The organism is Kribbella rubisoli, assembly GCF_004217145.1.
In the GTDB taxonomy this organism is placed as follows: domain Bacteria; phylum Actinomycetota; class Actinomycetes; order Propionibacteriales; family Kribbellaceae; genus Kribbella; species Kribbella rubisoli.
The window spans coordinates 1,013,611-1,036,154 of sequence record NZ_SHKR01000012.1; the positions used below are offsets into that span (position 1 = coordinate 1,013,611).

General features: G+C 65.4%; 26 protein-coding genes. 14 read left to right on the forward strand and 12 right to left on the reverse strand.

The features are described from left to right. Positions 1 to 27 precede the first annotated feature (27 nt). On the forward strand, positions 28 to 945 hold the full coding sequence (locus tag EV645_RS19080) for a YihY/virulence factor BrkB family protein (RefSeq protein WP_242000508.1): 918 nt from the start codon (positions 28 to 30) through the stop codon (positions 943 to 945). Between the two features lie 84 nt (positions 946 to 1,029). Here the strand turns inward: EV645_RS19080 and EV645_RS42265 are convergent, their stop codons facing one another. Further along, on the reverse strand, positions 1,030 to 1,188 hold the full coding sequence (locus EV645_RS42265) for a hypothetical protein (RefSeq protein WP_198681701.1): 159 nt from the start codon (positions 1,186 to 1,188) through the stop codon (positions 1,030 to 1,032). Between the two features lie 260 nt (positions 1,189 to 1,448). Beyond that, positions 1,449 to 2,405, reverse strand: a complete 957-nt coding sequence (locus EV645_RS19085; protein ID WP_130445233.1) for a hypothetical protein — start codon at positions 2,403 to 2,405, stop codon at positions 1,449 to 1,451. A 133-nt stretch (positions 2,406 to 2,538) separates the two neighbouring features. Here EV645_RS19085 and EV645_RS19090 point away from each other — a divergent pair, with 133 nt between their 5' ends. Both EV645_RS19090 and EV645_RS19095 read left to right on the forward strand, forming a co-directional pair. Beyond that, positions 2,539 to 3,474 (forward strand): NADH-quinone oxidoreductase subunit D-related protein, encoded by a 936-nt coding sequence (locus EV645_RS19090; RefSeq protein WP_242000509.1) that lies wholly within the window; start codon positions 2,539 to 2,541, stop codon positions 3,472 to 3,474. 499 nt (positions 3,475 to 3,973) lie between these two features. Further along, entirely contained in the window at positions 3,974 to 5,179 is a 1,206-nt protein-coding gene (locus tag EV645_RS19095; RefSeq protein ID WP_130445235.1) for an MFS transporter, read from the forward strand. A gap of 54 nt (positions 5,180 to 5,233) precedes the next feature. Here EV645_RS19095 and EV645_RS19100 read toward each other — a convergent pair whose 3' ends face one another. Beyond that, positions 5,234 to 7,153 carry a pyridoxamine 5'-phosphate oxidase family protein gene (locus EV645_RS19100; RefSeq protein WP_130445236.1) on the reverse strand — a complete coding sequence of 640 codons (1,920 nt, stop codon included), beginning with the start codon at positions 7,151 to 7,153 and terminating at the stop codon, positions 5,234 to 5,236. 92 nt (positions 7,154 to 7,245) lie between these two features. On the opposite strand from EV645_RS19100, the gene EV645_RS19105 reads away from it, so the two are divergent. Then, positions 7,246 to 7,608 (forward strand): MerR family transcriptional regulator, encoded by a 363-nt coding sequence (locus EV645_RS19105; RefSeq protein WP_130445237.1) that lies wholly within the window; start codon positions 7,246 to 7,248, stop codon positions 7,606 to 7,608. A gap of 70 nt (positions 7,609 to 7,678) precedes the next feature. Here the strand turns inward: EV645_RS19105 and EV645_RS19110 are convergent, their stop codons facing one another. Then, positions 7,679 to 8,563: an alpha/beta fold hydrolase gene (locus EV645_RS19110; protein WP_130445238.1), complete on the reverse strand. Its 885-nt coding sequence runs from the start codon at positions 8,561 to 8,563 to the stop codon at positions 7,679 to 7,681. Positions 8,564 to 8,697: 134 nt separating this feature from the next. On the opposite strand from EV645_RS19110, the gene EV645_RS19115 reads away from it, so the two are divergent. The 4 genes from EV645_RS19115 (at position 8,698) to EV645_RS19135 (ending at position 11,565) form a co-directional block, all read left to right on the forward strand. Then, entirely contained in the window at positions 8,698 to 9,234 is a 537-nt protein-coding gene (locus EV645_RS19115) for a CGNR zinc finger domain-containing protein (protein ID WP_130445239.1), read from the forward strand. A gap of 588 nt (positions 9,235 to 9,822) precedes the next feature. Further along, complete coding sequence (locus tag EV645_RS43185) at positions 9,823 to 9,951, forward strand: hypothetical protein (RefSeq protein WP_277877055.1); 129 nt, start codon at positions 9,823 to 9,825, stop codon at positions 9,949 to 9,951. A gap of 158 nt (positions 9,952 to 10,109) precedes the next feature. Further along, positions 10,110 to 10,295, forward strand: coding sequence for a hypothetical protein (locus EV645_RS19130; RefSeq protein ID WP_198681702.1), 186 nt, complete (start codon positions 10,110 to 10,112; stop codon positions 10,293 to 10,295). Positions 10,296 to 10,644: 349 nt separating this feature from the next. Then, complete coding sequence (locus tag EV645_RS19135; RefSeq protein WP_242000510.1) at positions 10,645 to 11,565, forward strand: slipin family protein; 921 nt, start codon at positions 10,645 to 10,647, stop codon at positions 11,563 to 11,565. A gap of 430 nt (positions 11,566 to 11,995) precedes the next feature. Here EV645_RS19135 and EV645_RS19140 read toward each other — a convergent pair whose 3' ends face one another. The 3 genes from EV645_RS19140 to EV645_RS19150 form a co-directional block, all read right to left on the reverse strand. Next, a complete protein-coding gene (locus EV645_RS19140) occupies positions 11,996 to 12,703 on the reverse strand; it encodes a rod shape-determining protein (protein WP_157997105.1) in 708 nt (235 codons plus the stop codon). 86 nt (positions 12,704 to 12,789) lie between these two features. Further along, positions 12,790 to 13,161 carry a TraR/DksA family transcriptional regulator gene (locus tag EV645_RS19145; protein ID WP_130445241.1) on the reverse strand — a complete coding sequence of 124 codons (372 nt, stop codon included), beginning with the start codon at positions 13,159 to 13,161 and terminating at the stop codon, positions 12,790 to 12,792. A 59-nt stretch (positions 13,162 to 13,220) separates the two neighbouring features. Beyond that, positions 13,221 to 13,535 carry a TraR/DksA family transcriptional regulator gene (locus tag EV645_RS19150; RefSeq protein ID WP_130445242.1) on the reverse strand — a complete coding sequence of 105 codons (315 nt, stop codon included), beginning with the start codon at positions 13,533 to 13,535 and terminating at the stop codon, positions 13,221 to 13,223. 380 nt (positions 13,536 to 13,915) lie between these two features. Between EV645_RS19150 and EV645_RS19155 the strand changes: the two genes are divergently transcribed. From EV645_RS19155 to ctaD, 4 genes are all read left to right on the forward strand, one after another. Further along, positions 13,916 to 14,872: a sensor histidine kinase gene (locus EV645_RS19155; RefSeq protein ID WP_130445243.1), complete on the forward strand. Its 957-nt coding sequence runs from the start codon at positions 13,916 to 13,918 to the stop codon at positions 14,870 to 14,872. Positions 14,873 to 14,874: 2 nt separating this feature from the next. After that, a complete protein-coding gene (locus tag EV645_RS19160) occupies positions 14,875 to 15,537 on the forward strand; it encodes a response regulator (protein WP_198681703.1) in 663 nt (220 codons plus the stop codon). Between the two features lie 243 nt (positions 15,538 to 15,780). After that, positions 15,781 to 16,260: a TraR/DksA family transcriptional regulator gene (locus tag EV645_RS19165; RefSeq protein ID WP_157997106.1), complete on the forward strand. Its 480-nt coding sequence runs from the start codon at positions 15,781 to 15,783 to the stop codon at positions 16,258 to 16,260. A gap of 113 nt (positions 16,261 to 16,373) precedes the next feature. Continuing rightward, positions 16,374 to 18,038, forward strand: coding sequence for an aa3-type cytochrome oxidase subunit I (ctaD, locus tag EV645_RS19170; protein WP_242000511.1), 1,665 nt, complete (start codon positions 16,374 to 16,376; stop codon positions 18,036 to 18,038). 129 nt (positions 18,039 to 18,167) lie between these two features. On the opposite strand, the gene EV645_RS19175 is transcribed toward ctaD, so the two are convergent. The 3 genes from EV645_RS19175 to fdxA form a co-directional block, all read right to left on the reverse strand. Continuing rightward, complete coding sequence (locus tag EV645_RS19175) at positions 18,168 to 18,473, reverse strand: cupin domain-containing protein (protein WP_198681704.1); 306 nt, start codon at positions 18,471 to 18,473, stop codon at positions 18,168 to 18,170. A gap of 62 nt (positions 18,474 to 18,535) precedes the next feature. Further along, on the reverse strand, positions 18,536 to 19,243 hold the full coding sequence (locus EV645_RS19180) for a helix-turn-helix transcriptional regulator (protein WP_130445248.1): 708 nt from the start codon (positions 19,241 to 19,243) through the stop codon (positions 18,536 to 18,538). Positions 19,244 to 19,248: 5 nt separating this feature from the next. Next, positions 19,249 to 19,575, reverse strand: coding sequence for a ferredoxin (gene fdxA, locus EV645_RS19185; protein WP_130445249.1), 327 nt, complete (start codon positions 19,573 to 19,575; stop codon positions 19,249 to 19,251). An 87-nt stretch (positions 19,576 to 19,662) separates the two neighbouring features. Here fdxA and EV645_RS42800 point away from each other — a divergent pair, with 87 nt between their 5' ends. Then, positions 19,663 to 20,388 (forward strand): DUF2249 domain-containing protein, encoded by a 726-nt coding sequence (locus EV645_RS42800; protein ID WP_242000512.1) that lies wholly within the window; start codon positions 19,663 to 19,665, stop codon positions 20,386 to 20,388. Beyond that, positions 20,381 to 20,788 (forward strand): hypothetical protein, encoded by a 408-nt coding sequence (locus tag EV645_RS19195; RefSeq protein ID WP_130445250.1) that lies wholly within the window; start codon positions 20,381 to 20,383, stop codon positions 20,786 to 20,788. The genes EV645_RS42800 and EV645_RS19195 overlap by 8 nt, the downstream gene beginning before the upstream one ends. Positions 20,789 to 20,881: 93 nt before the next feature. On the opposite strand, the gene EV645_RS19200 is transcribed toward EV645_RS19195, so the two are convergent. Next, positions 20,882 to 21,040 (reverse strand): DUF488 family protein, N3 subclade, encoded by a 159-nt coding sequence (locus tag EV645_RS19200; protein ID WP_198681705.1) that lies wholly within the window; start codon positions 21,038 to 21,040, stop codon positions 20,882 to 20,884. A gap of 91 nt (positions 21,041 to 21,131) precedes the next feature. Next, on the reverse strand, positions 21,132 to 22,529 hold the full coding sequence (locus tag EV645_RS19205) for an NAD-dependent epimerase/dehydratase family protein (RefSeq protein ID WP_130445251.1): 1,398 nt from the start codon (positions 22,527 to 22,529) through the stop codon (positions 21,132 to 21,134). Positions 22,530 to 22,544: the final 15 nt, after the last annotated feature.

Below are 22,544 nucleotides of genomic sequence, written 5' to 3' on the forward strand. Positions count from 1 at the left end.
GGCGCGCGACGATCGGACGTTCCGGGAGTGGATGCCGAGAAGCCGACGCAGATCCCGGCGGCAGGCTGGTGGCAGGTGGTCCGGCGAGCCTGGGCCGAAGCGAAGGCCGACCAGGTTCCGCTGCTTGCGGCCGGCGTCGCCTTCTTCGGCTTCCTCTCACTCTTCCCTGCCGTCGTTGCTGCGGTGCTGGCCTATGGGCTGGTTGCGGATCCGGATCAGATCCGCAACCAGGTCAAGGATCTGACAGCTGCAATGCCGGCGTCAGGGCGCGATCTGCTGCTCCAGCAGCTCGACGCTCTGACCTCGGCACCGCGGCAAGGCTTGGGGATCGGCGTCGCGATCGCCGTGATCGCCGCCCTGTGGAGCGCGTCGGGCGGCGTGGGGTATCTCCTGACCGCGGTCAACCTCGCGTACGACGAGGAGGAGACGCGCGGGTTCGTCCGCCGCAAGCTGCTGGCGTTGGGTATGACGCTGGGCGCGATCATCTTCGTCCTGCTCGCGATCGCGTTGTTCACGGCGGGCGCCGCGATCGGGGACCATGTCGCACCACCGGTCCGGATCCTGCTGGTGGTGGTGCGGCTGGTGCTCGCCGTCGTACTGATTTCGGTAGCGCTTGCCGTCACCTACCGGCGCGGGCCGGACCGCGACGCGCCACGCATCCGTTGGGTCTCCATCGGCGCCGTCGTCGCCACCATCCTGTGGCTGGTCGCGTCGATCGGTTTCTCGGTCTATGTCGAGACGTTCGGCAACTACGCCAAGACGTACGGCAGCCTGGCGGCAGTGGTGGTCTTGATGTTGTGGCTGTGGCTGACCGCGTACGCCGTACTGCTCGGAGCCGAGATCAACGCGGAGGCCGAGCAGCAGACTGCGCGGGACACTACGAAGGGAGAGCCTCGTCCTCTGGGCCAGCGAAACGCCGTCAAGGCGGACTCCATCCCGAAGTAGTCTCCTTCCGCCCCGCCTCTGCACGCCCGAGATAGTACGGCGATCGGCGACGGGATGGGCGGCGACTACACCGTCGATCAACGGTCAGCTTTTGGCTGCCTTGCGGCGGACGTACCCGATGGCGCTGGTGCCCAGGAACAGCACGATCCCGATGATCGCCAGCCAAATCAGGCCCTTGATGGCGAAGCCGACGATCGTCAGCACGAGCCAAAGGACGAGGAGAACAATCAGGAATACGAGCATGACCCACCTCTGTTGTTCGACGGAATCGAACCGACCTGGCTGCCTGCGGCCATCGGCGACCTCCAGAGCGGACGCTACAACGCCAGAGTCCACCGTCTGCGGCACCATGTCCACCGAGCAGTCGCGGACGCAGAAGATCTGTCTCCTGCCCAGGACTATTGCGGTCCGGCGACGTTCTACGTAGTGACCAGGCCGTCCTTGGCCCCCTGGTCGCGTCGTCGCCGGCGTGGTTGGTGCCCGTGATCGTTGAAGAACGGCTGCTAGTTGGCTGTGACCCCGGCGGCTTCGAAGTCGTAGGTCTTGCCGCCGAACTTCAGTGCGTCAACCGCGCCGGAGAACGCGTAGTCGCGGCCCTTGCTGACAGTCGCCGTGAGCAACTTGGCGTCGTCGCCGCCGTCGTTCAGGTAGTTGAGCATCTCGGTCCAGGTACAGCGGGCGCCATTGATCGAGCACGTCGTTCCGTTGAACCCGGTACCAGTCAGACCCCAGTGCTTGGCCGTGTCGGTGGTGGCGTTGAAGGTCGTCCACTCGTTGGCAGTGCCATTGGCCGGTACGTACACAAGTGAGGCGTAGTCGGACGGCACCGCCGCCACGTTCGGATCGATCTCGAAGGCGATACTCGGCATGTTGTTGCCCAAGGCATTATTCTCGCCGGTCGTGTAGACCGAAAAGCCGACCGTGCCGAGGTCCTTCACGTTCTGGCCGGCGAAGTCGACCTCGTTGCCGAAAGCCACCTTGTCGGTCGCGGATGCAGTGTGCAGATCGAGGGCGCCGTCACCGAGCGGCGACTGGGTGGACGTCGTGGCGAGTTCGGCTTCGGCCGCGCCGATCACGTTGCGGTGCACAGTGCCCCAGTGTTTCAGGTACGCCGGGCCTGCCTTGTTCAGCTTGCTTTGGACTGCTGGTGCCAGGTCGACCTCCGCCACCACGCCATCCTTCAGCTTGGCCGATGTGTCGACCCCATTCGCCGGGACCGCGAGCAACTTCGCGACGAACGCCTTCTGCAGGTCGCTCTCGCCGAGGCTGTAGTTGACCACCTGGCTCTCAGCCACCGAGTTGCGGACCAGCGGATAAGTGATCGCCGTCGCGGACTGGCTGGTGACGCCGGTGACGCCGGCGTCAGCCGCACCACCACCGAGCACCGAAATACCGACTGCGGTGACAACCAGCGTGAGTGCGGATCCTGCCGCCACGAGGCGGTTCTTCGAGTTGGACATGATTTCCCCTTGCTTCCACCCCGAACGGGGCGGAACTGCGGTGCCGCCAGGAGTCGAACCCGGCCCGTTCCCCCGCACACCAGCAGCGGACTATACCGCCTACTGTCCGTCACCATATAGGTCTTTGACAGTAATGGGAACAGTCAAGTTCATCAACGCCGTCCGAAGGCAACAACCGCGCGGTTCTTTGAACCGGGCAACGACCTGGACCGCATCACCGCTTGCCTTGGCCGAACGCGTTTCGGGTGACACCACGGTCGGGCACACCCTCGCGTTCTGTCTCGCCGTCGAGGAAGCCCGGGACTGGTCGGTTCCGGCCTCGGCCCAGGTACTGCGCGCGATCCTGCTCGAGCTCGAACGGCTGTACAACCACGTGACCGATATCGGTGCCCTGTGCAACGACGTGGGATACGGAATCGCCAACGCCCACGCTCAACGGATCCGCGAGCAGCTGCTCCGCCTCAACAAGCACGTGACCGGCCATCGATTGCTCCGCGGCGCCATCACGCCGGGGGCAACTCGCGTCCGTGCACTTCCCGAGCCTGCCGTCCTGACCGCGATCGCCGCTGACATCCAGCAGATCGTCGACATCGCGCTCGGCAACAGCGTCGTACTCGACCGCATGACCGGCACCGCCGTGCTCAACCTCGACCAAGCACGCGACATCGGCACCCTGGGGTACGTCGCCCGCGCGAGCGGCATCGATCACGACGCCCGCCGCGACCACCCCTTTACCTCATTGAGCATCGGCGTTTTCTCCGCAGCTCGCACCACAGGCGATGTCCTGGGCCGGCTCCTCACACGCGTCGACGAGATCCAGAACTCCGTTGCCTTACTCATCCAGTACCTCGAAACCGATCCTCCGCTCGGCGCGGAAACCGGCAAGCCCACCTGGCTCGCCGCGGGCCGCACATCCGGCGTCGGCCTTGTCGAAGGCTGGCGCGGAACGATCGCGCACCGGGTCGAGTTCGGCCCCGACAGCACCGTCTCGCGCTCCTGGAGCCCATCAACTCAGGCGAGCCGAGGTACGCGATCGCGAGCACCGAGGAGACGAACGGCTTGTAGGTGACGCTGACTGCTCCGGTCGAGGTGGCCTCAGGGTGGCGAGCAGTTTGAAGGTCGCGACGTTCTTGGGACGCCAGTACAAGGCCGACCGCAACAACTCGCCCACCTCGGGCCGGGGACGTCTCCGGGGAGTCGACCGCAAGAGCCTGCCCGCCTTCGGTGACTGGGCCTCGATCAGCTGCGTGGGGGGGTCGATCGAGTCGCGGTGTCGACGTTCAGCCTTGGGCCGGCTGGTGATGTCGAAGGGCGTCGGCAGGATGCCGCTAGCGAAGAGGTCTCGGACTGCGCGCCCGGCGCGATCGCGGCCAAGGCCCTGGTCGACCGCCGAAACCACCACCGGCGACACATGAGTGACGAGGGCCTCATCGCCCGTGCGCGCATCGAGCTTGCGTTCACATTGATGTCAACGTCGGACGATCTTCCAGTCCCCATAGTCATGGGGCGTCAACTCGAGGCTATGTACGCAGCTTTGGCTGCACTGCGCCCAGAAGAGGAAGAATCGCATGACGAAGTTGCAGGACGCTCTGCCGCGTGTCTCCCAGAGAGAACGCCTCCCCATATCGGCTTTGATCGCTCTGTTCACCGCGGGATTCATCACGACCCTGACTGAGGCGTTACCTGCCGGTGTATTGCCGCAGATGAGCCACGCGCTGGGAGTATCCGAATCCGTTGCCGGGCAGACGGTCACGATCTACGCGCTCGCGACGATGCTCACGGCAATCCCGGTCTCGATCGCCACGACCAGTTGGCCGCGACGACGCCTGCTCGTGTTCGCGCTGGCGGGATTCCTCGTGGCCAACCTGGTGACGGCGGTCTCGCTCGACTACGCAATCACCATGATCGCCCGCTTTATCGCCGGTGCTGCATCCGGTGTGACCTGGAGTCTTCTCGGTGGATACGCGCAGCGCATCACACCCGATGCCCTGAAGGGGCGCGCGATGGCATTCGCCTTCGCGGGAACCCCCGTCGCACTCTCCCTGGGCGTTCCGGTGGGAGCGATCCTCGGCCAGCGCGTTGGCTGGCAGGTGACCTTCGGCCTGATGACCGTTCTCACCGGCGTACTCATCGTCTGGACACTGTGGAAGCTGCCGGACGTTTCCGGACAGCAGGCGGGCGAGCGACTCCCGCTCCCGCATCTCCTGCGCATCAAGGGTCTCCGCACCATCCTGCTGGTGACGGGTGTGTACGTTCTCGCGCACACCATCCTCTACACCTACATCGCTCCGGTCCTGGCCGGCGTCGGCCTCGGGGACCAGGTCCAGTGGATCCTTCTCGACTTCGGGATCACGTCGATCGTGAGCATCTGGCTCACCGGGCTCTTCGTCGACCGGCACCACCGCCGCCTCGTGATCCTCAGTACGGGGTTCTTCGCTGCGGCCGCCGTCGCCCTGGCGCTCTGGTCGATGAATCCGATCGTGGATTACCTCGCTGCCGGTGTGTGGGGCCTGGCGTTCGGCGGGGCGGCCACGCTGTTCCAGGGCGCGCTGATGGCGGCGTCTCGAGAGCACGCCGACGCTGCCCAGCCTCCTCAGGTGACGATGTGGAACGGAGGAATCGGACTCGGCGGCCTGATCGGCGGCCTGCTCCTCGCAGGGCTCGGATCCGAATCGCTCCTGATCGCCGTCGCCCTGCTCGTCGTCTCCACTGTCGTCGTCGTGATCTCCGCCCGAGGCCATGCGTTCCCTGGACCTGGGGATCGACGGCTCTAGTTGTCTCCGATGTTCCTGCACCCCGTCGCCGGCGTGGTGCAGGAACGGCAAAGGCTAATAGTCGAAGTTGACCAGACTTACGTGTTCGCCATCCAGCCATTGCAGGACGGACCTTCTCAGGCCCGGTCCGGTGCACACGTGGAATCGTCTGTGTCCCTCGGCTCCGGCGCCGACGACGTCCTCTCTTCGGATTCTTCTCGTGTGAATGTCAGCGCCGAGTCGAGCCAGCGACTGCAGATCGTTGTGCCCGCTCGCGTCGATCTCGCCGGTCACGAACAGAATGATCCCCGTCCCGCCGATTCGTTCGACGACGTCGACAGCGAGCGGCAGATCATCGGATCGCAGGCTCCACAGGACCGAGAAGCGTTGTCCGGATTCGGCTTGCGCCATCAACGGTGTGATCCCGACGCCGCCGGCCACCACGACGAGGTCCTCACCCAGTGCCCCGAGATCCTCTTCTCCTTCGAATCCGAGGACGGGAACCTTCAGCTCTGCTCCAGGAACCCACCGCGTCAGCAAGCGTGTCACCGGCCCGTGCCGTCGTACCGTGATGTCGAACTCGACGCCGTCCAGCGAGTCGTCCGCATCTGCTGATCGCCGTACGGGCGCACTCGAGATCGTGAACGACCGGATGTAGTCGTCGTTGAGCGACGCCGGGTCGTGATCGCGCATGTGCGACCACCCCTGATCGAGATGAGCCGAGAAGTCGAGCGTGACATGCTGCCCCGGCCGCCACGGAGCGAGACGCGAAAACTCCGCTTTCGCCTGCGGGGACGAAGGATCGGGAGACAACCGGAAGGTGTAGCGAGACACAGTCGGAGTGATCCGGGACGAGCGGATCAAGGTCGCGATCGCGATGCCCCCGGACCGTCCATCCACGCGCTCGATGAGATCGTCAGCTCCGCGAATCTCTCTCGCCAACCGGCGCACCGGCGGGTTGTACGGAGAGGGGTCCAGCAGACGCCCGCGGAACGGCAGCCCGTCGCTCACGAAGCGAGCCGCATCTACCGTGACCTTCACCGCGACCCGACTGTGCGGCAGCACGGCAGTCGCTTCGGCGCCGATCAGAATCTCGGCTCGCCCGGTGAGGTACAGAACGTCCCCGGTCTCGAAGTCGGGGAAGGTGATTCCGACCGCCGGATCGGTCTGCAGGTTTCCCAGCGTCTGGAACAGCCGGTTTCCCGAGTACTCCGGATAGACCAGGCTCACCCCCTCATCGGCGGAATTGCTGAAGACCCGCACGAACCCCGGCGTACCGCCGCGGTTGTTCGTGTCCATGCTCTCCGTGCCGTGCCGACTCGAGAGGAAGAAGATGTCCGACCTGCCGATGAGCTCCACGGCCTTATGAGTCAGGGGAAGCAAATCGCTGACCAGGCGAGGCGATGCCTCGTGGGGCCAGACGGCCTTCCTGTTCAGGTACTTCGGGCAGTTGCCGAGCGTCTCCTCGATGGCCACCGCCATCTGCACGTCCACCCGGGACGGATCCTCCGGATCGGTCTCGATCGTCTCCGCCTCGTCCGCCAGGACGACTCCGCGGAGCATCCGGCCCGCGAGCTTGACCCGCGTCCTCTCCTCCAGGTTCATCGCGAGGCCGGCAACCAGCTTTCCTCCGGCGTGCTCGACGACTCTCCCGTCCTCGGTGCTCGAGAACAGGGCCTCCAGCACGGGATCGAACCCCGCCCAGCCGGAACCATCTCCTTCACCTCGGGGTTCGAGGTGCGCGGGGGTGCTCAATCCCAGCACTCCGGCGGCAATGGGTCTGACGACTCCTGCCTTTCCGCCGAGCACCGTCGTCCAGATCCGGCCGATCCGATCGACGGTTCCCAGCGCGAGAAGCGGGCTTTGCGCCATCCAGAGTCCGTAGGCGTCGGGCAGGCCCGGGATCGTCGGATTGTCATGCGTGGGTACGCCGAGAAGGCGGTGCATCGCCGCCTCGCCGGGGTGCCAGTGACCTCGCGGGTGCTGTGTCTGCATGAGCTGTCCTTCTGGGGATCATTCCGGCTGTTTGATGATGCGTGCCGCGCTCTAACCAGCTATATTAGCATCACTGGTTAGAATGGAGTCCGATGAGAATCAAAGAGCTTTCCGATCGCGTCGGGGTCTCCACGCGACTCCTTCGGTACTACGAGGAGCAGGGTCTGCTGTCTCCGCGGCGCGAGGAGAACGGGTATCGCGTCTACGACGAGGCGATGGTCTCCCAGGTCGAGCAGATTCGAGGGCTCCTCGGGGCCGGCCTGACGACCGAGATCATCCGGGCGGTGCTGCCGTGCCTGGCCGAGGCCGCGTGCTCGAAGTACGACGCTCCGGATTTCGTCCGCAGGATCGCCGCCGAACGGGATCGCCTCCAGGAGCGCGTCACCCTGTTGTCGCAGAATCTGTGGGCCCTCGACAACTATCTGAACGCCGTCGCCGTGTCACGCGTCGCCTGATCGAGCTGTCTTCGGGCTGCACCCCGGGCCGACGCGCGGTACCCGGGATGCAGCCGTCTCGTGTCTGACCTCAGCTGATCTTGCGCTCGAGGAAGTCGTGGATGAGCGGGAACACCTCGTCGGCACGGTCCTCGAGCAGGAAGTGCCCGCTGTCGAACACGTGGAACTCGATGTCCGTCAGGTCGCGCTTGTACGGGTGGGCGCCGGCTTCGGGGAAGATGACGTCGTTCGAGCCCCAGACGATGAGCGTCGGCGGCTGCTTCGCGCGCAGCCATTCCTGCACCGCCGGGTAGAGACCCGGGTTGGTGCCGTAGTCGAGGAAGTAGTCGAGCTGGATCTCGTCGTTGCCGGGACGGTCCATCAGCGCCTGGTCGGTGATCCAGTTGTCCGGCGAGATGCGCGAGAGGTTCGCCATGCCGTCGGTGTACTGGAACCTCGTCGTCTCGGCGACGAGCAGACCCCGCAGGGCTTCGCGGTTCTCGTCGGTCTGGTCGGCCCAGTAGCGCTTGATCGGCGCCCAGAACTCGTTGTCCAGTCCCTCGTCGTACGCGTTCCCGTTCTGCACGATCAGCGCAGTGACAGCGTCGGGGTGTGCGAGCGCGAGGCGCCAGGCGGTCGGCGCGCCGTAGTCGAACACGTTGACTGCGTAGCGGGTGATGCCCAGACGGTCGAGGAGCTTCTGTACGTGGGCGGCCGCGTTGTCGAAGGTGTACGCGAACTCGGTGTGATCCGGGGCCGAGCTCTGGCCGTAGCCGGGCAGATCCGGCGCGATCACGCGGAAGCGATCGGCGAGGTGCGGGATGAGGTTGCGGAACATGTGCGACGAGGTGGGGAAGCCGTGCAGCAGTAGCACGACAGGCGCGTCCTGCGGGCCGGCCTCGCGGTAGAAGATCTCGAAGCCGTCGAAGTCCTCGACCTTGTACTCGACGACAGGAACGAGCGATGACGTTGTCACGGTGATTCTCCTGGTGGCAGGGGTGATGGACGTGGGTCCACAGCATTCTTACCGTCTAAATGCTTGTGAACGGTTGGAACCATAGGCAGACCGTGTCTAACCTGTCAACTTCAGTTTGGTGGTAGGATTCAGGCGTGCTGGAACGACTGCTGGTCGGAGAGACGATCTCGCTCGACCTCGTGAACACCGAATGGATCGACCACGGCGACAAGGTCGACTTCCTCGCCGCCGATGGTGCGCCCGAGCTCTGGTTTCGCGAGTACGGATTCGACCCGGCCGAGGAGGACGCCGACGCTCTCCGGACTTCGAGAACCGCGATCCGATCGCTCCTGGAGGCTGCCGGCCCCGAAGCGGATGCCCGCATGAACGATGTTCTGTCGCATGGGTACGAGAGCATCAGAGTGGCGGGCGGGCGACCCGCGACGACGCCCACCGTGGACTCGGGGTGGGGCGCGGCCTGGCGCGCGGCTCGGGCATTCACCGAACTTGTCGCGACGCATCCGGACCGGATCCGACAGTGCGCCCATCCGGACTGTGTCCTGTACTTCTACGACACCTCGCGAAATGGCAGCAGACGCTGGCACTCGATGGAGACGTGTGGCGCCCGGACCAAGTCCGCGCGTCACTACCGTCGGCACGTGACCGACGAGAAAGCGAAGCAGCGCCGCTAGTGGCCGGCGCTCGCCCAGCGCGCAGGCCACCCGGATCGATGAGCTTGAACGTGCCGTCCGCTGCCTGAAGCACGTTGAGGTCGTGTACGTCGCCGTGTACGAGCACTGCGTGTCGATCATCGTGGGCGCGGCGACGACGGCCCAGGCACGCGAGAGCGTCCTCGACTGCCGCTTCCGACCATGCGCGATCCGTCTCGTCCCACAGTCGCGGCAGCAGATCGGCGTACTTGCGTGCCTTGTCGGCAACTCAAGGCTGGGGCCCCTTGCTCGACGAGGACTTCACGCGGGCGGCCGAGATTGTGAAGAAGGACCCGGAGAGGCTGGCCGCGCGTCTACCGTGCGGTCGCGTTCTAGTGCGAGAACGACGGTGAGGTGTTATGGGCGAATCTCGTGCCGGCCTCGTTGCTCACGTTGCCGTCGACAAGAGTGAGGTCCTGCGCGTGGTCGAGGGACTGCCGATGGGAGTTCCCCCGGAGTCCGGCAACTATCTCGACCTGCGCGTCCGCGGACCGAACGAGCCACCCTCAAACCGATCGCCATCACACAGCCGGATGGCCCCAGCTTCACATACGCCGGCGGTGTCATCGAGTGGCAAGGCCGGCGGGTGCGAGCGCCGTACATCTGGAGAACGTGGAGGCGATCGGTGGCGGTTCGCTCGCGTACGACGAGGAGTTCGGAACCGTCCTGCCCCACATCCACGTATCGGTTGGCCTCTAGGCCCCACTCAGCGACGGCTCACATCGGCCTTCTCGCGCCCGCGTCCACCGACCTGTACAACGTTCCGTTGCTCGCGTTCGATTAGGTCCTGGATTCTCTCTGCCGGCGCACAGTGGACGACGACGGGCCAGGGCGGCCGTCCTGAAGGTTTCGCCGCGGTGCCAGGAACCAAGTTCCGCTTCGTCGGTAAGCCAACCATCGGCTGGGGCCTCGACTGCGAGGTGGGCTTCACCGGCATCGGCGGATTCGTGATGTCCAAACTGCTGGCAAGGGTGCGTCGCACGATGATGACCGACGGAATCCCGTCCGTGCTGGCCGCGTACCACGCAAGCCGCATCGCCTGATGTCGAACGATCGCTGAGAGCATTACTGTCGGAAACCCTCGCTCCGCGGTGCTGCGGGACTGCCGTCGGGCATTGCGGCCGGATCTCGTCATGCTGCACGAGACGGTTGTCGATGGCAACGGTGATCAGGTCCGAGAAGTGTTCGGCAACGCGAGCCAGTTGGCCGAGATTGCCGGCATCCGGCAATGTGCCGTTCGGACATTCGCCGACAAGAGTCATACCGTCTTGGGGACTTCGACGCCATGGTTGGTTGTGTGCAGAGCCGCTGCACGCCGCGGGAATCCCGCACCTGAGCGATCGTCCGCCGAGGAGGTTCGATGCGTCAACAGGGGCAGCATACGCAAGCTCGTTGTGTCCACAGGCCGTTGGTGACGGCAACTGTGGAGCCCTTTCCAACGGAGCAGAAATGATCATTCTTGACGTGCTGCTCGTGGCACTCGCCGTCGGTATCGTCGGGGTGGCGGCATGCGTACGTGTGGTCAGGCAGTTCGAGCGAGGAGTGGTGTATCGGTTCGGTCGGGTACTGCCGCACATCCGTCAGCCCGGCCTGGTGCTTCTGGTGCCGATCGCCGATCGGCTGCAGAAGGTGAACATGCAGATCATCACGATGCCGGTCCCCGCTCAGGACGGCATTACTCGTGACAACGTGACGGTCCGCGTCGATGCTGTCGTGTACTTCAGCGTGGTCGATCCGGTTCGGGCGGGCGTCGAGGTCCAGGACTACATGTCGGCCGTCGGTCAGGTTGCGCAGACGTCTCTGCGGTCGATCATCGGGAAGAGCGAACTCGACGATTTGTTATCGAACCGGGAGCGCCTCAACCAGGGGATGGAGTTGATGATCGACAGCCCTGCGCTGGACTGGGGCGTCCACATCGAACGGGTTGAGATCAAGGATGTGGCGTTGCCGGAGACGATGAAGCGATCGATGTCGCGCCAGGCCGAGGCCGAGCGGGAGCGGCGCGCTCGCGTGATCATTGCGGACGGCGAGCTTCAGGCATCGGAGAAGCTCGCTCAGGCAGCCGAAGTGATGGCAGAGCATCCGGCTGCGCTGCAGTTGAGGCTGCTACAGACGGTCGTCGAGGTCGCCGCGGAGAAGAACTCGACGCTGGTCCTCCCATTCCCCGTCGAGTTGCTCCGTTTTCTGGAACGATCAACTCCTCCTGAGAAAGCGAAGACGAGTGGCTCGCCCGTTTCGGAGTCGACCGACGGGGTCACCGAGAACGGTGCAGCGGCCCTGGCGATCAGCGCACAAGGGCGCCACCACGGCTAGGTTCCAAGGACTGCCGGGCCGGCACAACCGCAGTGGGGCGGACTACCCACAGGTTGTGCCGGCCCGGCGCCGACACCCCGTGTCTGATCTCGTGCACCAGCCTCTCCTGGCTTTGCAGAGGGCGAGCTCGTCAGCGAAATGCTCGCGCATCGTCGAAGATGTCGCGCATATCTCGACTGGGGCGTCGTCATCCGTGCGGAGATGTAGCCTGGCTCGCGTCGTGTGCCCGAGCGGCCGGCGACCGGAGCCAATTCGTCCTCGGCGGCCCGGCACCGGCCTTTCAAACGGCTGACCCGAGACACGGCACAGGCGTGGGGCGTAGCGTTCCATCGGCCCTCCCAGCGCGTGGGTGCGTTCCCCCTCCAAAGACCCACGCGGGACGGGTGCCCTGATCCCAGCTGACCAGGGCACCCGTTCAGCTGCGCGCTCGTCACGATAAGGGAAGACCCGGGTGACGGCGGACTGCATCGGCGACGGCACTCGCTCCGCGCAGGGCGACCGTGTACGCCGCAGGTGCAGGTTGTGCGATGCACGACAGCTGCTTGGAAAGCTGGTACGTAATGGCGGGACGCGCGGCGCCACCACCAACCACTAGTGGTCCCCGGTCGAGCGCGTCCACGACCAGAGGGCCGCAGTCCTGACGGAGCAGTCCGGTCACCATTCCACGAACGTGTTCAACGAGACTGTCGACGGTACCCGACTGCCCGAGGTCTGCTGTGCCGTAGGAGACGCGGCGCGCGTCGATCACGGATCCGTTCGCCAGCAGGGCGATCTCGGACAGGCGCGCGCCAAGATCGATGACGAGCAGCGGTCTGATCAGGTCGATCTTGGCTCCGATCGCAGCTGCCTTGACGCCGTCGATGGTGATGACAGCGCACGGCTGGAGGAACTCGACCGCCGCACGGAGGTCGATTCGATCGGACTCTCGGTAGAGGACCGGAGTGGTTGCGACGACGTACTCGAGCTGCGGAAATCGACCGAACCTCCCGATCAGAAGTTGCTGGAGCATCCGGGATGCGCCCGCCACGTCAGTGATCTTGCCTCGTGTCACAGGACCACTGACGCCAGCGTGCGATTGCGTCGTCGTGGGTGCATCAACGATCAGGCCGCGGTCAGGAACCCACGCGCGCGTGCGCATGCTCCCTACATCGAGAGCCAGTGCTGTGCTGAGTCGGCTCCACGGCCGGCTGCCTGCACGGACGCCTTCGGCTCTGCGGAGTCCTCTCATCGCTGCATCTCGAGGATCAGCTGACACCGTGCGCAGTAACGCGCCTGGGGATGCGCAAAGAGGCGCTGGAGGCTGATGGCACCGCCACACCGACCGCATCTGCCATAGCGCTTTACGTCCATTCGGGCCAGCGCAGCTTCGGTTTCCGCCAGCGCGGTCCGCCCGGCGACTTCGAGTTTGTCACGAACCTCGTTGTGCGCCGCGATGTCCGAAGCGGAGGTCGTTTTGACGACAGCGGAGGTGATCCGGGCGATGTCTGCGAGTTGCTGGAGGCGAAACTGCCGATCCTCGTGCAGTTTCGCCCGAAGAACCGCGAGGTCCGAGGGACCTGGTCGGCAATTGTCGACTGGAGAGAGCTGATGGGACACGAGGAACTCCTCGATGAGAGGCGACGCCGAACTGCCTGGATGGTGCAGATCGGCTGGGCTCAACCGACGCGTTGCTGGCACGCGACGCAGAAACGCACGTACGGCAGGATTTCCAGACGTTCGCCCGGGATGGCGGTTCGGCAACTGACGCACATCCCGTAGGAGCCGCTGTCCAGCCGCTCTTCGGCAGCCTCGATCTCGCCGAGCACTCGCTTGATCGCGGCGGTCTGAGCGTCCTGCAGATCCTTGTCTGCATGCGGCGCGGACTCGTCGATCGCCCTGAGCTGGGAGAGGCGGGAGCCGCGCTCATGTTGGAGCCGCCGCCGTGCTTCGTGTTTGGTGAGGCGCGTGGCATGGCTCGCGTTGGTGGTCATCTGAATCGGGTCCTTTCAAGGGGACGGCAACGAGACCGCGGCGTACGCTGTTCATCCAGTGCGAACGCCGGCGGCCTGGGCGCCCGGCTTGAGAATTGATCTGTTGTGCCACAACCATCCGCGATGCCGCGGTGGCGGACAATCGGGCCTGACACCCATTTGCTGTGCGTGACGACCCGCATGCTGCCATCGCCACGTGGGTGGCCGCCCTGATCGACTCGTCGCGGCGACACAGGCAGGCTCGATCGTGTGCAACCCTTGAGGATTGATCGCGCACTTCTTGCGCTGGTGAAGATGACGGCCCAGATCGGGTGTGCGCGGCGGTGGGCTGCTCCTGGAGAAGCCGGGGGTCAGCGTCGGTGAAGGAAGGAGTGCGTTCGGTGCCATTGTTCTGGCGCATCTTCGCCCTGAACGCGGTGGTCCTTGTTGCGGCGACGGCACTGTTGCTCTGGGCACCAGTGACCGTGTCCGTCCCGGTGGTGTTCACCGAAGCCGTGGTACTGCTGGGCGGATTGGTGGTGATGTTGGTGGCCAACGCCGTACTGTTGCAGGTGGGGCTGGCTCCATTGGAACGGCTGAGCCGCCGGATGGCGACCGTCGATCTGTTGCGGCCAGGGCAACGCCTACCGATCGCTGGGCAGGGTGGTGTCTCGCACCTGATCCGTGCCTTCAACGACATGCTGGCACGTCTGGAGGCAGAGCGTGCCGCGAGTAGCACCCGTGCGCTGTCCGCGCAGGAAGCGGAGCGTCGACGGATCGCGCAGGAGCTTCATGACGAGGTCGGCCAGAGTCTGACGGCCGTGTTGCTGGAACTCATCCGTGGGGCCGAGCGGGCGGACGATCCCGACCTGCGCGCGGACCTGCGCCACGCTCAGGAGACCACCCGGGAGAGCCTGGACGAAGTGCGCCGGATGGCGCGCAGACTGCGACCGGGTGTGCTCGACGACCTCGGTCTGGTCAGCGCATTGACCGCGCTGGCTACGGAGATGTCCATCCACACGGGTCTGGCCATACACCACAGTTTTCAGCCTGGGCTACCAGCATTGGACGAGCAGACCGAGCTGGTGATCTACCGGGTCGCCCAGGAGGCACTGACCAACGTGGCACGCCACGCCGACGCCACGCGCGTCGAGATCATCCTGCGCCACGACGAGGGAGTCGTTGCCCTCCGGATCCGTGATGACGGCCGCGGCCTCGGAGTCTCTCAGGAGGGGGCCGGAATCCGTGGCATGCGAGAGCGCGCACTGCTTGTTGGCGCCACCATCGATCTCGGTGCAGCACCGGCAGGTGGTGCGGAGGTGAACCTGTTGGTGCCTCTCCAGCGGAACGGAGCATGACCATGGGGGTCACACCCGAAGCGATCCGCATCCTGCTCGCCGACGACCACGCACTGGTACGCCGCGGCATTCGGCTGATCCTGGACAGCGAACCGGGGCTGACCGTTGTCGCTGAGGCTGGCGACGGCAAGGAGGCCGTCGACCTCGCCCGGTCCGTCGAGATCGACTTGGCCATTCTCGACATTGCCATGCCGCGGATGACCGGCCTGCAGGCTGCGCGCGAGCTCTCGTCGCGACATCCCGATCTGCGGATCCTCATGCTGACGATGTACGACAACGAGCAGTACTTCTTCCAAGCCCTGAAGGCCGGAGCGGCCGGGTACGTGCTGAAATCGGTGGCCGACCGCGACCTGGTGGAGGCGTGCCGTGCGGCGATGCGCGGGGAGCCGTTCCTCTACCCGGGAGCGGTGAACGCACTGATCCGCAACTACCTGAATCGAGTCAAGCTGGGCCAAGGCATCCCGGAGCAGATCCTGACTGCACGCGAGGAAGAGGTTCTCAAGCTCGTCGCCGAAGGGCACTCCTCCAAGGAGATCGCCGAGACCTTGTTCATCAGCATCAAGACGGTCGAGCGGCACCGGGCCAACATGCTCCAGAAGCTCGGCCTACGCGACCGCCTGGAGCTCACCCGCTACGCGATCCGGGTCGGCCTGATCGAAGCCTGATCGAGGATGCTGTCTCGGCAACGCAAGCAAGGCCGAGGTGTCTGCTCAGCATCCGATGCTGACGCGCTGACGAGATCTCGGACTAGCCGGCCGGAGTTGCCGATATCCGGCAATGAGGGCCTGCGCCCTTAGCCGATGGCGGACCTACTGGGCTCGTCGTTCGAATGTGATCGTTGGGATCGTGCGGATGCGGACCCGCGCGGATCTGGAGGGTCCGGGATCTGTCGTGATGAGGAGGTTTCGATGACTGACCTGGATCAGGTCGCAGCACCCGACGCTCCGAGCGCCGGGCGGACCCTCGACCTGCACTGGTTTCGCCGGGAGCTAGAGCAAGAGCGGCGGTTTCGTCTCGATCAGCTGACCGTCCTTGCGTACGACGCGCTAGCGGCAACCGACGATGCCCGCAGCGATGCGACGACGGCACGGATGCGCGCTGCCAGGTCTGCCCTGGCGGATGTCGATGCTGCTCAGTTCCGGCTCGCGATCGATCGCTTCGGCATCTGCCAACGCTGCGGTCGCGACATCTCCGAGGACCGGCTCCAGGCCGTTCCGACGGCTAGTCTCTGTCTGCGGTGCGAGGTCTCGAAGGAGCTGGCCAACCCGCAGCTACACCCGTGGCGTACAGGCACCATTCCCGCCGCGCCGCCACCACCGGCGCGTGAAATTGTCGATGTGTGGGGCGAGGATTCGTTCCCGGCCAGCGACCCGCCGGCGAACTGGTGACTCGGTCCATGGGGACCACACAGGCCGCGGACGGCGACCCAATTCGTGATCAAGTGACACATGTCGGCAGTCACCAGAACCGGAATTGGTCGGTGACGGCCAGGATCGGATCTGTGGGGCCCGGCGTGCGTCCGCGCCGCCCACTGGGCCGTAGGCTGGCGCGCGTCCTGACCACGACCGACCACAAAATGATCGGGCACATGTACCTGATCACGTCGTTCGCGTTCTTCCTGATCGGCGGCGTGATGGCGCTCTTCATCCGCGCCGAGCTGGCCAAGCCGGGCCTGCAGATCGTCAACGAGGAGACCTACAACCAGCTCTTCACGATGCACGGCACGATCATGCTGCTGCTGTTCGCGACGCCGCTGTTCGTCGGGTTCGCCAACGTGATCATGCCGATCCAGATCGGCGCCCCGGATGTCGCGTTCCCACGGCTGAACATGTTCAGCTACTGGCTGTTCCTGTTCGGCGGACTCATCGCATTCAGTGGTTTCTTCACCCCGGGTGGCGCTGCGAGCTTCGGCTGGACCGGCTATGCGCCGTTGTCGAGCTCCGTGCGCTCGCCGGGTATCGGCGGCGACCTGTGGGTCATGGGTCTTTGGATGGCCGGCATGGGCACGATCCTCGGTGCGGTCAACTTCATCACGACTGTCATCACCTTGCGCGCTCCCGGTATGACGATGTTCCGGATGCCCATATTCACCTGGAACGTCTTCATCACGTCCTTGCTGGTGCTGATAGCGTTCCCGATCCTGGCCGGTGCGCTGCTGATGCTGGAGGCGGACCGAGCCCTCGGTGCCCACGTGTTCGATGCCGCGAACGGTGGGCCGTTGCTGTGGCAACACCTGTTCTGGTTCTTCGGACATCCAGAGGTCTACATCATCGCGCTCCCGTTCTTCGGCATTGTGACCGAGATCCTGCCGGTGTTCAGCCGCAAGCCGGTCTTCGGGTACATCGGTCTGGTCGGCGCCACCATGGCGATCGCCGCCTTGTCGGCAACCGTGTGGGCGCACCACATGTTCGCTACCGGCGCGGTCAGTCTGCCGTTCTTCTCGTTCATGTCATTCCTGATCGCGGTGCCGACCGGGGTGAAGTTCTTCAACTGGATCGGCACGATCTGGGGCGGGTCAGTGTCGTTCGAGACGCCGATGCTGTGGTCGCTCGGATTCATGACGACGTTCTTGTTCGGAGGTCTGACCGGGGTCATCCTGGCCTCGCCCGTCCTCGACTACCAGGTCACTGACACCTACTTCGTAGTGGCGCACTTCCACTACGTGGTCTTCGGCACCGTCGTCTTCGCGATGTTCGCCGGATTCTATTTCTGGTGGCCGAAGATGACGGGGCGGATGCTCGACGAGCGGCTCGGCAAGCTGCACTTCTGGATGCTGTTCGTCGGCTTCCACACAACGTTCCTGGTGCAGCATTGGCTGGGCGTGGAGGGAATGCCGCGCCGGTACGCCGACTACGGGACGAACGAGGGCTTCACCACGCTGAACCAGGTCTCCAGCGTCGGCGCCTTCATTCTTGGAGCCTCGACTCTGCCGTTCCTCTACAACGTGTACAAGTCGCGCCGGCATCCGCGCGTCGAGGTGGATGATCCGTGGGGATGGGGTCGCTCGCTGGAGTGGGCGACCAGCTCGCCGCCGCCGCGGCACAACTTCGAGGAGCTCCCCAGGATCAGGTCCGAGAGCCCCGCCTTCGACCGACACCACCCTGAAGTAGCCAATGTCGGGGCGTCAGGCAACAACCTTCTGGACGCCGAGGACGAACGAGACTAACGCCTGGTCATGAACAACCAGCTGGCTCGCGCCCGGGTCAGTTCGCCACGAGGAGGCAGATCCCGAGCGCCGCCAACTACGGCTGCTGGTGCGGCGTTCAAAGGTGCTCCTACCCGGTGTTGATGGTGTCTAGGCTGCAGGCCAGGAAGCGATTCGGGCGACGAATTCAGGGGGCGAGGCAACGATCATCATCACGGCAGTTTCCGTACCCGGATTGGTCAGACTGACGCGTTCCCCGGTGGCGATATGCGCGACGGCTCCGGGTGCGAGGCTGTGCTGCTGATCGCCTTGGCGCAGATCGATCGAGCCGGAGATGTGAACCAGGACGATCTCGGACGGCCCATGATCGTGCTCGGGCAGGCCGCCGCCGGGTGGGATCCAGACCTGGACCATCGCGATCTTGTCCGACATCTCAGCGGCGACCAGAACCTCCATCGACGGGCCTCCAGGGAGCGGGGCTCGGCGCCTGGGGGTGGTGCCGATCCTGGTGAGGTGCATCAGGTGCTCCTGTTGTGGCGTCGACGGTCACGAGTGTCCGCGCCGGATTTGTGGGTGGAGGCAAGGTGGACGATGCAGGCATCGGGCTCGGCGAACGGCTCTAGGCGGGTCGCCGTGATCGGTGCGCGGATCTCGTTGAGCGCGCCCCGCATCAGACCGAGATGCAGGGGACACAGGGTCGACGAGTACTCCTCCGCGAGCTCCAGGAAGGGGCAGCGCCGCAGTCTGATGCGCTCGGCCGCGCTGCCGTCGGGCTCCGGGGCGAAACCCAGGTCGGTCATCAGCGCGTTCAACCGCCGAGTGGCCTCGAGGGCGTCGGGCTCACGAGACGGAGGGATGTGCTCGACCAGATAGCCGCCCCAGCTGCGGCCCGCTGCCTCGGCCGCCGAACCCGCATCGGGGCTCGTGGACAGCTGGGCGAGCAGGATCTTGGCCAGCAACTGGTACTGACGCTGTCCGCCTCGATCCATACCGGGGTGTGGAGTGTGCACGGTGCGAGGCCGGCCCCGCCCTGTCGGCGCCTCGAGCCGACGGTCGACCAGCCCCTGTGCCACGAGCGCATCGAGGTGGAAGCGGACCGTGTTGGGGTGGATTCCGAGCTGTTCGGCGAGCTCGGTGATGCCCAGCGGAGCATCCGAGCCCCGGAGGGCTTCGAGCACTGCCTGTCGGCGGGGCTGGTCGTCGGCGGTTTGATCAGGCCTGTTCATACCGCTCAGCTTGCCTGCTGCTGCGGCGGCAGCCCCGCAATGAGGGGATGGTCGTGTGCGACGGCGCCTACCTTGAATGCTCCGCCGGGGGAGCCAAGATCGTCGAAGAACCCGGCGTTCGCGGTCTGGTAGTCCTTCCACTGCTCAGGCAGATCGTCCTCGTAGAAGATGGCCTCGACCGGGCACACGGGTTCACACGCGCCACAGTCGATGCACTCCTCGGGGTGGATGTACAGGGACCGCCCACCTTCGTAGATGCAGTCGACCGGACACTCCTCGACGCAGGCGAGGTCCTTCAGGTCGACACATGGCAACGCGATCACGTAGGTCACGGTGACTCCCTCATCAGGCACTTGTAATTACTACAAATATCACATGTAATAATAATAGGAAACATTGACCCTGAGGAGAGTGGCAGCGTGCCCGCTTCGGAGATCTTCATCCAGGCGACCGAAACCGATCCGGATGTGATCGCTCGCGATGCGGTTCGGCAGGCCCACGAGCGGCTTCGCTCCGGACTCGCCGAGCTGACAACCTCACAGCCGCTTCCGGACGCTGCCGAGCCGCCGTCCGTGGCGGTGGTGGACGTCTGCCTTCAAGAGGTGCGTCGCTACCTGGCAACCGCGGAGCGGAGTCTGTATGCGCCCGCGTCGGGTGAGGAGGAGACCCGGCTCCTGGTCGATGCCCTGCGGGTCGGAGCTGCAGCGATCGACGCGAAGATCGATGTACTGGCAGCAGCCGACGCGGTCGATGCGGCCGGGCTGGCGGTGACGATTGCAGCAATGGTGGACCTTCACCTGCAACTCGAGGAAACGGTGCTGCTCCCTGCCCTCGCCGGCCTGCTTGGCGTGGAGCCGTCGTTGCTGGCGGCGGATCTGCGGGCCTACCTTGCAGGAGAGCAGGCCGAGCTGCCGACGGTCATCGACGTACGGCGGATTGCTCGCGGCGGGCGTCATCCACGCGTCTTGGCCCACTATGCCCGGCTCGCGCCGGGGGAAGCCTTCGTCCTGGTCAACAACCATGATCCCAAGCCGCTGCGCCGGGAGTTCGAAGCCATTCACTCCGGCGCCTTCACCTGGGAGTATCTGCAGGCCGGCCCCGAGGAGTGGCGAGTACGGATCGGCCGGGTCGCCGACAATGCCTGAGGACCCGCAGGTTCCTCAGCCCGGCCCTCAGGTCGAGCAGCCGACGGTGCGGGTCCTCGCCGACGTGCACGAACTCGTCGGCGATGCGCTCGTGCCGTCGGGTGCCCGATGGACGCTCGCCGAGCCGGGTCGCCAACTCGATGCGAACTTCGTCCATCTACCTGCCGGTCGTCACGTGGGGTCCCACCTGGAGCCGGACCTCGATGTGATGCTCGTCGTCGTCGCGGGTGGCGGCATCGTCGGCACTCCCGACGGCGAGCAGGTTATTGCTGACGGCAACATTGTCTGGCTGCCCCGTGGCTCGAGCCGCAACCTCACGGCCGGCGACAGCGGTCTGTCCTACCTGACCGTCCATCGGCGCCGTCAAGGCCTGCAGGTCCGGTCGCGGCCCGGCGGGTAGTCGACAGCCGCCGTCGGGCACGGTCGACCCGCGCTCGGGTCGGCAGTCGGTCAACGTGGCTCCGGCAATGCCCGAGCCAGCACCGCCGCCTGACTATGTTCGACGTCTTTTGTCGCGGTCATCAGGGTCAGCGTGTCTGGCCGCTTCCTTGCGGAGACCGCGCGGCCACACCCGATCGACCAGGATCCGGAGGCCGTCGTCTGCCGCCGGATCGTCGTAGATCCTTCGAACCTGGACGTTTCGGGGCGTCATACTTCGTTGCCTCCGTCACTCATCGGTGGCCTCGTGGTGGTGCTGCGCCAGTTGTTCGCCGATGACGCGCTTCAGGTCGGCGGCGCACGATTCAGGAGGTGTGGCGCGCTGGTGGGTACTTGGTGGCGAGGCGGGCCAGGGCGAGGGCAGCGACGAGGAGGCCGAGGTCGCGGAGGGCGACGTCGTAGAAGCCTGAGAGTGTGAGCAGGTTGATGATGATGCCGGCGAGCCATGCGACGACCAGCAGTGCTCCGTAGCGGGGGATTAGTGCGACGGCAATGCCGGCGACGATCTCGACAAGGCCGATGACGTACATGGCGTCCTGGCCGCTGCCGGGGACGATGTTGTTGATCCACGGGGCCAGGTACGCGGGCCAGTCGGTGAGTAGGTTCGCGAACTTGTCCAGGCCGAATACGATCGGCGCGATCGTGAAGACCGTTCGCAGGACCAGAAAGGCCTGGTATCCCGGGTCGGACAGTGCTTCCCGGCGTCCTGCGCGGTTGCTCGGCACCTCGGTCGTCATGACTTCCACCCCTTTCCTGAGTGTTGTTTCCCTTCCATGCTTCTCCGATGACGACCGGCGGGCATCGGCTCCGGTCGGCCGACTTCGAGGTACGGCGTTGCCGACCACCGGCAGCCCGCTACGTATTGTTGGCGTGGGCAAGTTCAGTCGCGAAGCTTGCCGCCACGACGGGTACGTCGGCGTCCAGCCCAGGTCCCGTTTCGCCCTGGCGTTGTCCGCGCCGCGCTGCTCGGTCATGAATGTGGTTCCCCAGCCGCCGATGGCCAGCCGGGCCAGTGGACGCGGAATCCGGCGTGGTGGCGGTGCACCCAGCAGGTCGGCCAATACCGGAAGCCACTCGCGGACCTGTGCCGGCTCGTCGTCGACCACGTTCAACGCGCCGTTCACGGGGGTTGCCAGGGCAGCGGCGATGGCGCTCGCAGCATCATCGGTGTGAGGGAACGAGAACGTTCCGGTACCACGCCCGACGATCGGCACCCTGCGCGCCCGTACCTGGCGCACGAACGATCCATCGGATGCATGGCTCGTGCCGGGACCGTACAGCCGGCCGAAGCGCAGGACGAGTCCGTCCGCCTCGGCGGTCAGCTTCTCGAGTTGCCGGAGCGCGTCGAGCACCGGCCGGAACTCCTTCGGAGGATGCTGCCAGAACGGCACGTCCTCGGTGGCCGGGTCGGCTCCGTTCGGTTCGTAGACGGTTGCCAAGCCCTGGGTGATCACCCGTTTGGCTCCGGCCTCGGCCGCCGCATCCACCAGATTGACGGTGCCTTCGGTACGCAACCTGTTGGTCTGGGCGAAGTCGTGGGACATCCGCCTCGGATTGATCCGGTCCGGGATCGCGGTCAGCAGATGGACCACGACGTCGGGCGCAGCAACTCGTACTGCGCGGCGCATCGCGGCGTGGTCGAGCGCGTCGGCGTGAACCACGTCGGCGCCCAGCGTCTCCAGTGCGGCTACGAAGACACGCATGATTCCTCCTGGAGA

Coding starts and splice junctions, on each gene's coding strand:
- EV645_RS19200 (WP_198681705.1), bottom strand. CDS start 21,040: ATGACGCCCCGAAACGTCCAGGTTCGAAGGATCTACGACGATCCGGCG.
- EV645_RS19105 (WP_130445237.1), top strand. CDS start 7,246: ATGAGAATCAAAGAGCTTTCCGATCGCGTCGGGGTCTCCACGCGACTC.
- EV645_RS19195 (WP_130445250.1), top strand. CDS start 20,381: ATGCCTGAGGACCCGCAGGTTCCTCAGCCCGGCCCTCAGGTCGAGCAG.
- EV645_RS19140 (WP_157997105.1), bottom strand. CDS start 12,703: ATGCGCACGCGCGCGTGGGTTCCTGACCGCGGCCTGATCGTTGATGCA.
- EV645_RS19165 (WP_157997106.1), top strand. CDS start 15,781: ATGACTGACCTGGATCAGGTCGCAGCACCCGACGCTCCGAGCGCCGGG.
- EV645_RS19205 (WP_130445251.1), bottom strand. CDS start 22,529: ATGCGTGTCTTCGTAGCCGCACTGGAGACGCTGGGCGCCGACGTGGTT.
- EV645_RS19100 (WP_130445236.1), bottom strand. CDS start 7,153: ATGCAGACACAGCACCCGCGAGGTCACTGGCACCCCGGCGAGGCGGCG.
- EV645_RS19095 (WP_130445235.1), top strand. CDS start 3,974: ATGACGAAGTTGCAGGACGCTCTGCCGCGTGTCTCCCAGAGAGAACGC.
- EV645_RS42265 (WP_198681701.1), bottom strand. CDS start 1,188: ATGCTCGTATTCCTGATTGTTCTCCTCGTCCTTTGGCTCGTGCTGACG.
- EV645_RS19160 (WP_198681703.1), top strand. CDS start 14,875: ATGGGGGTCACACCCGAAGCGATCCGCATCCTGCTCGCCGACGACCAC.
- EV645_RS19150 (WP_130445242.1), bottom strand. CDS start 13,535: ATGACCACCAACGCGAGCCATGCCACGCGCCTCACCAAACACGAAGCA.
- EV645_RS19090 (WP_242000509.1), top strand. CDS start 2,539: ATGGGAACAGTCAAGTTCATCAACGCCGTCCGAAGGCAACAACCGCGC.
- EV645_RS19175 (WP_198681704.1), bottom strand. CDS start 18,473: ATGGAGGTTCTGGTCGCCGCTGAGATGTCGGACAAGATCGCGATGGTC.
- EV645_RS19085 (WP_130445233.1), bottom strand. CDS start 2,405: ATGTCCAACTCGAAGAACCGCCTCGTGGCGGCAGGATCCGCACTCACG.
- EV645_RS19180 (WP_130445248.1), bottom strand. CDS start 19,243: ATGAACAGGCCTGATCAAACCGCCGACGACCAGCCCCGCCGACAGGCA.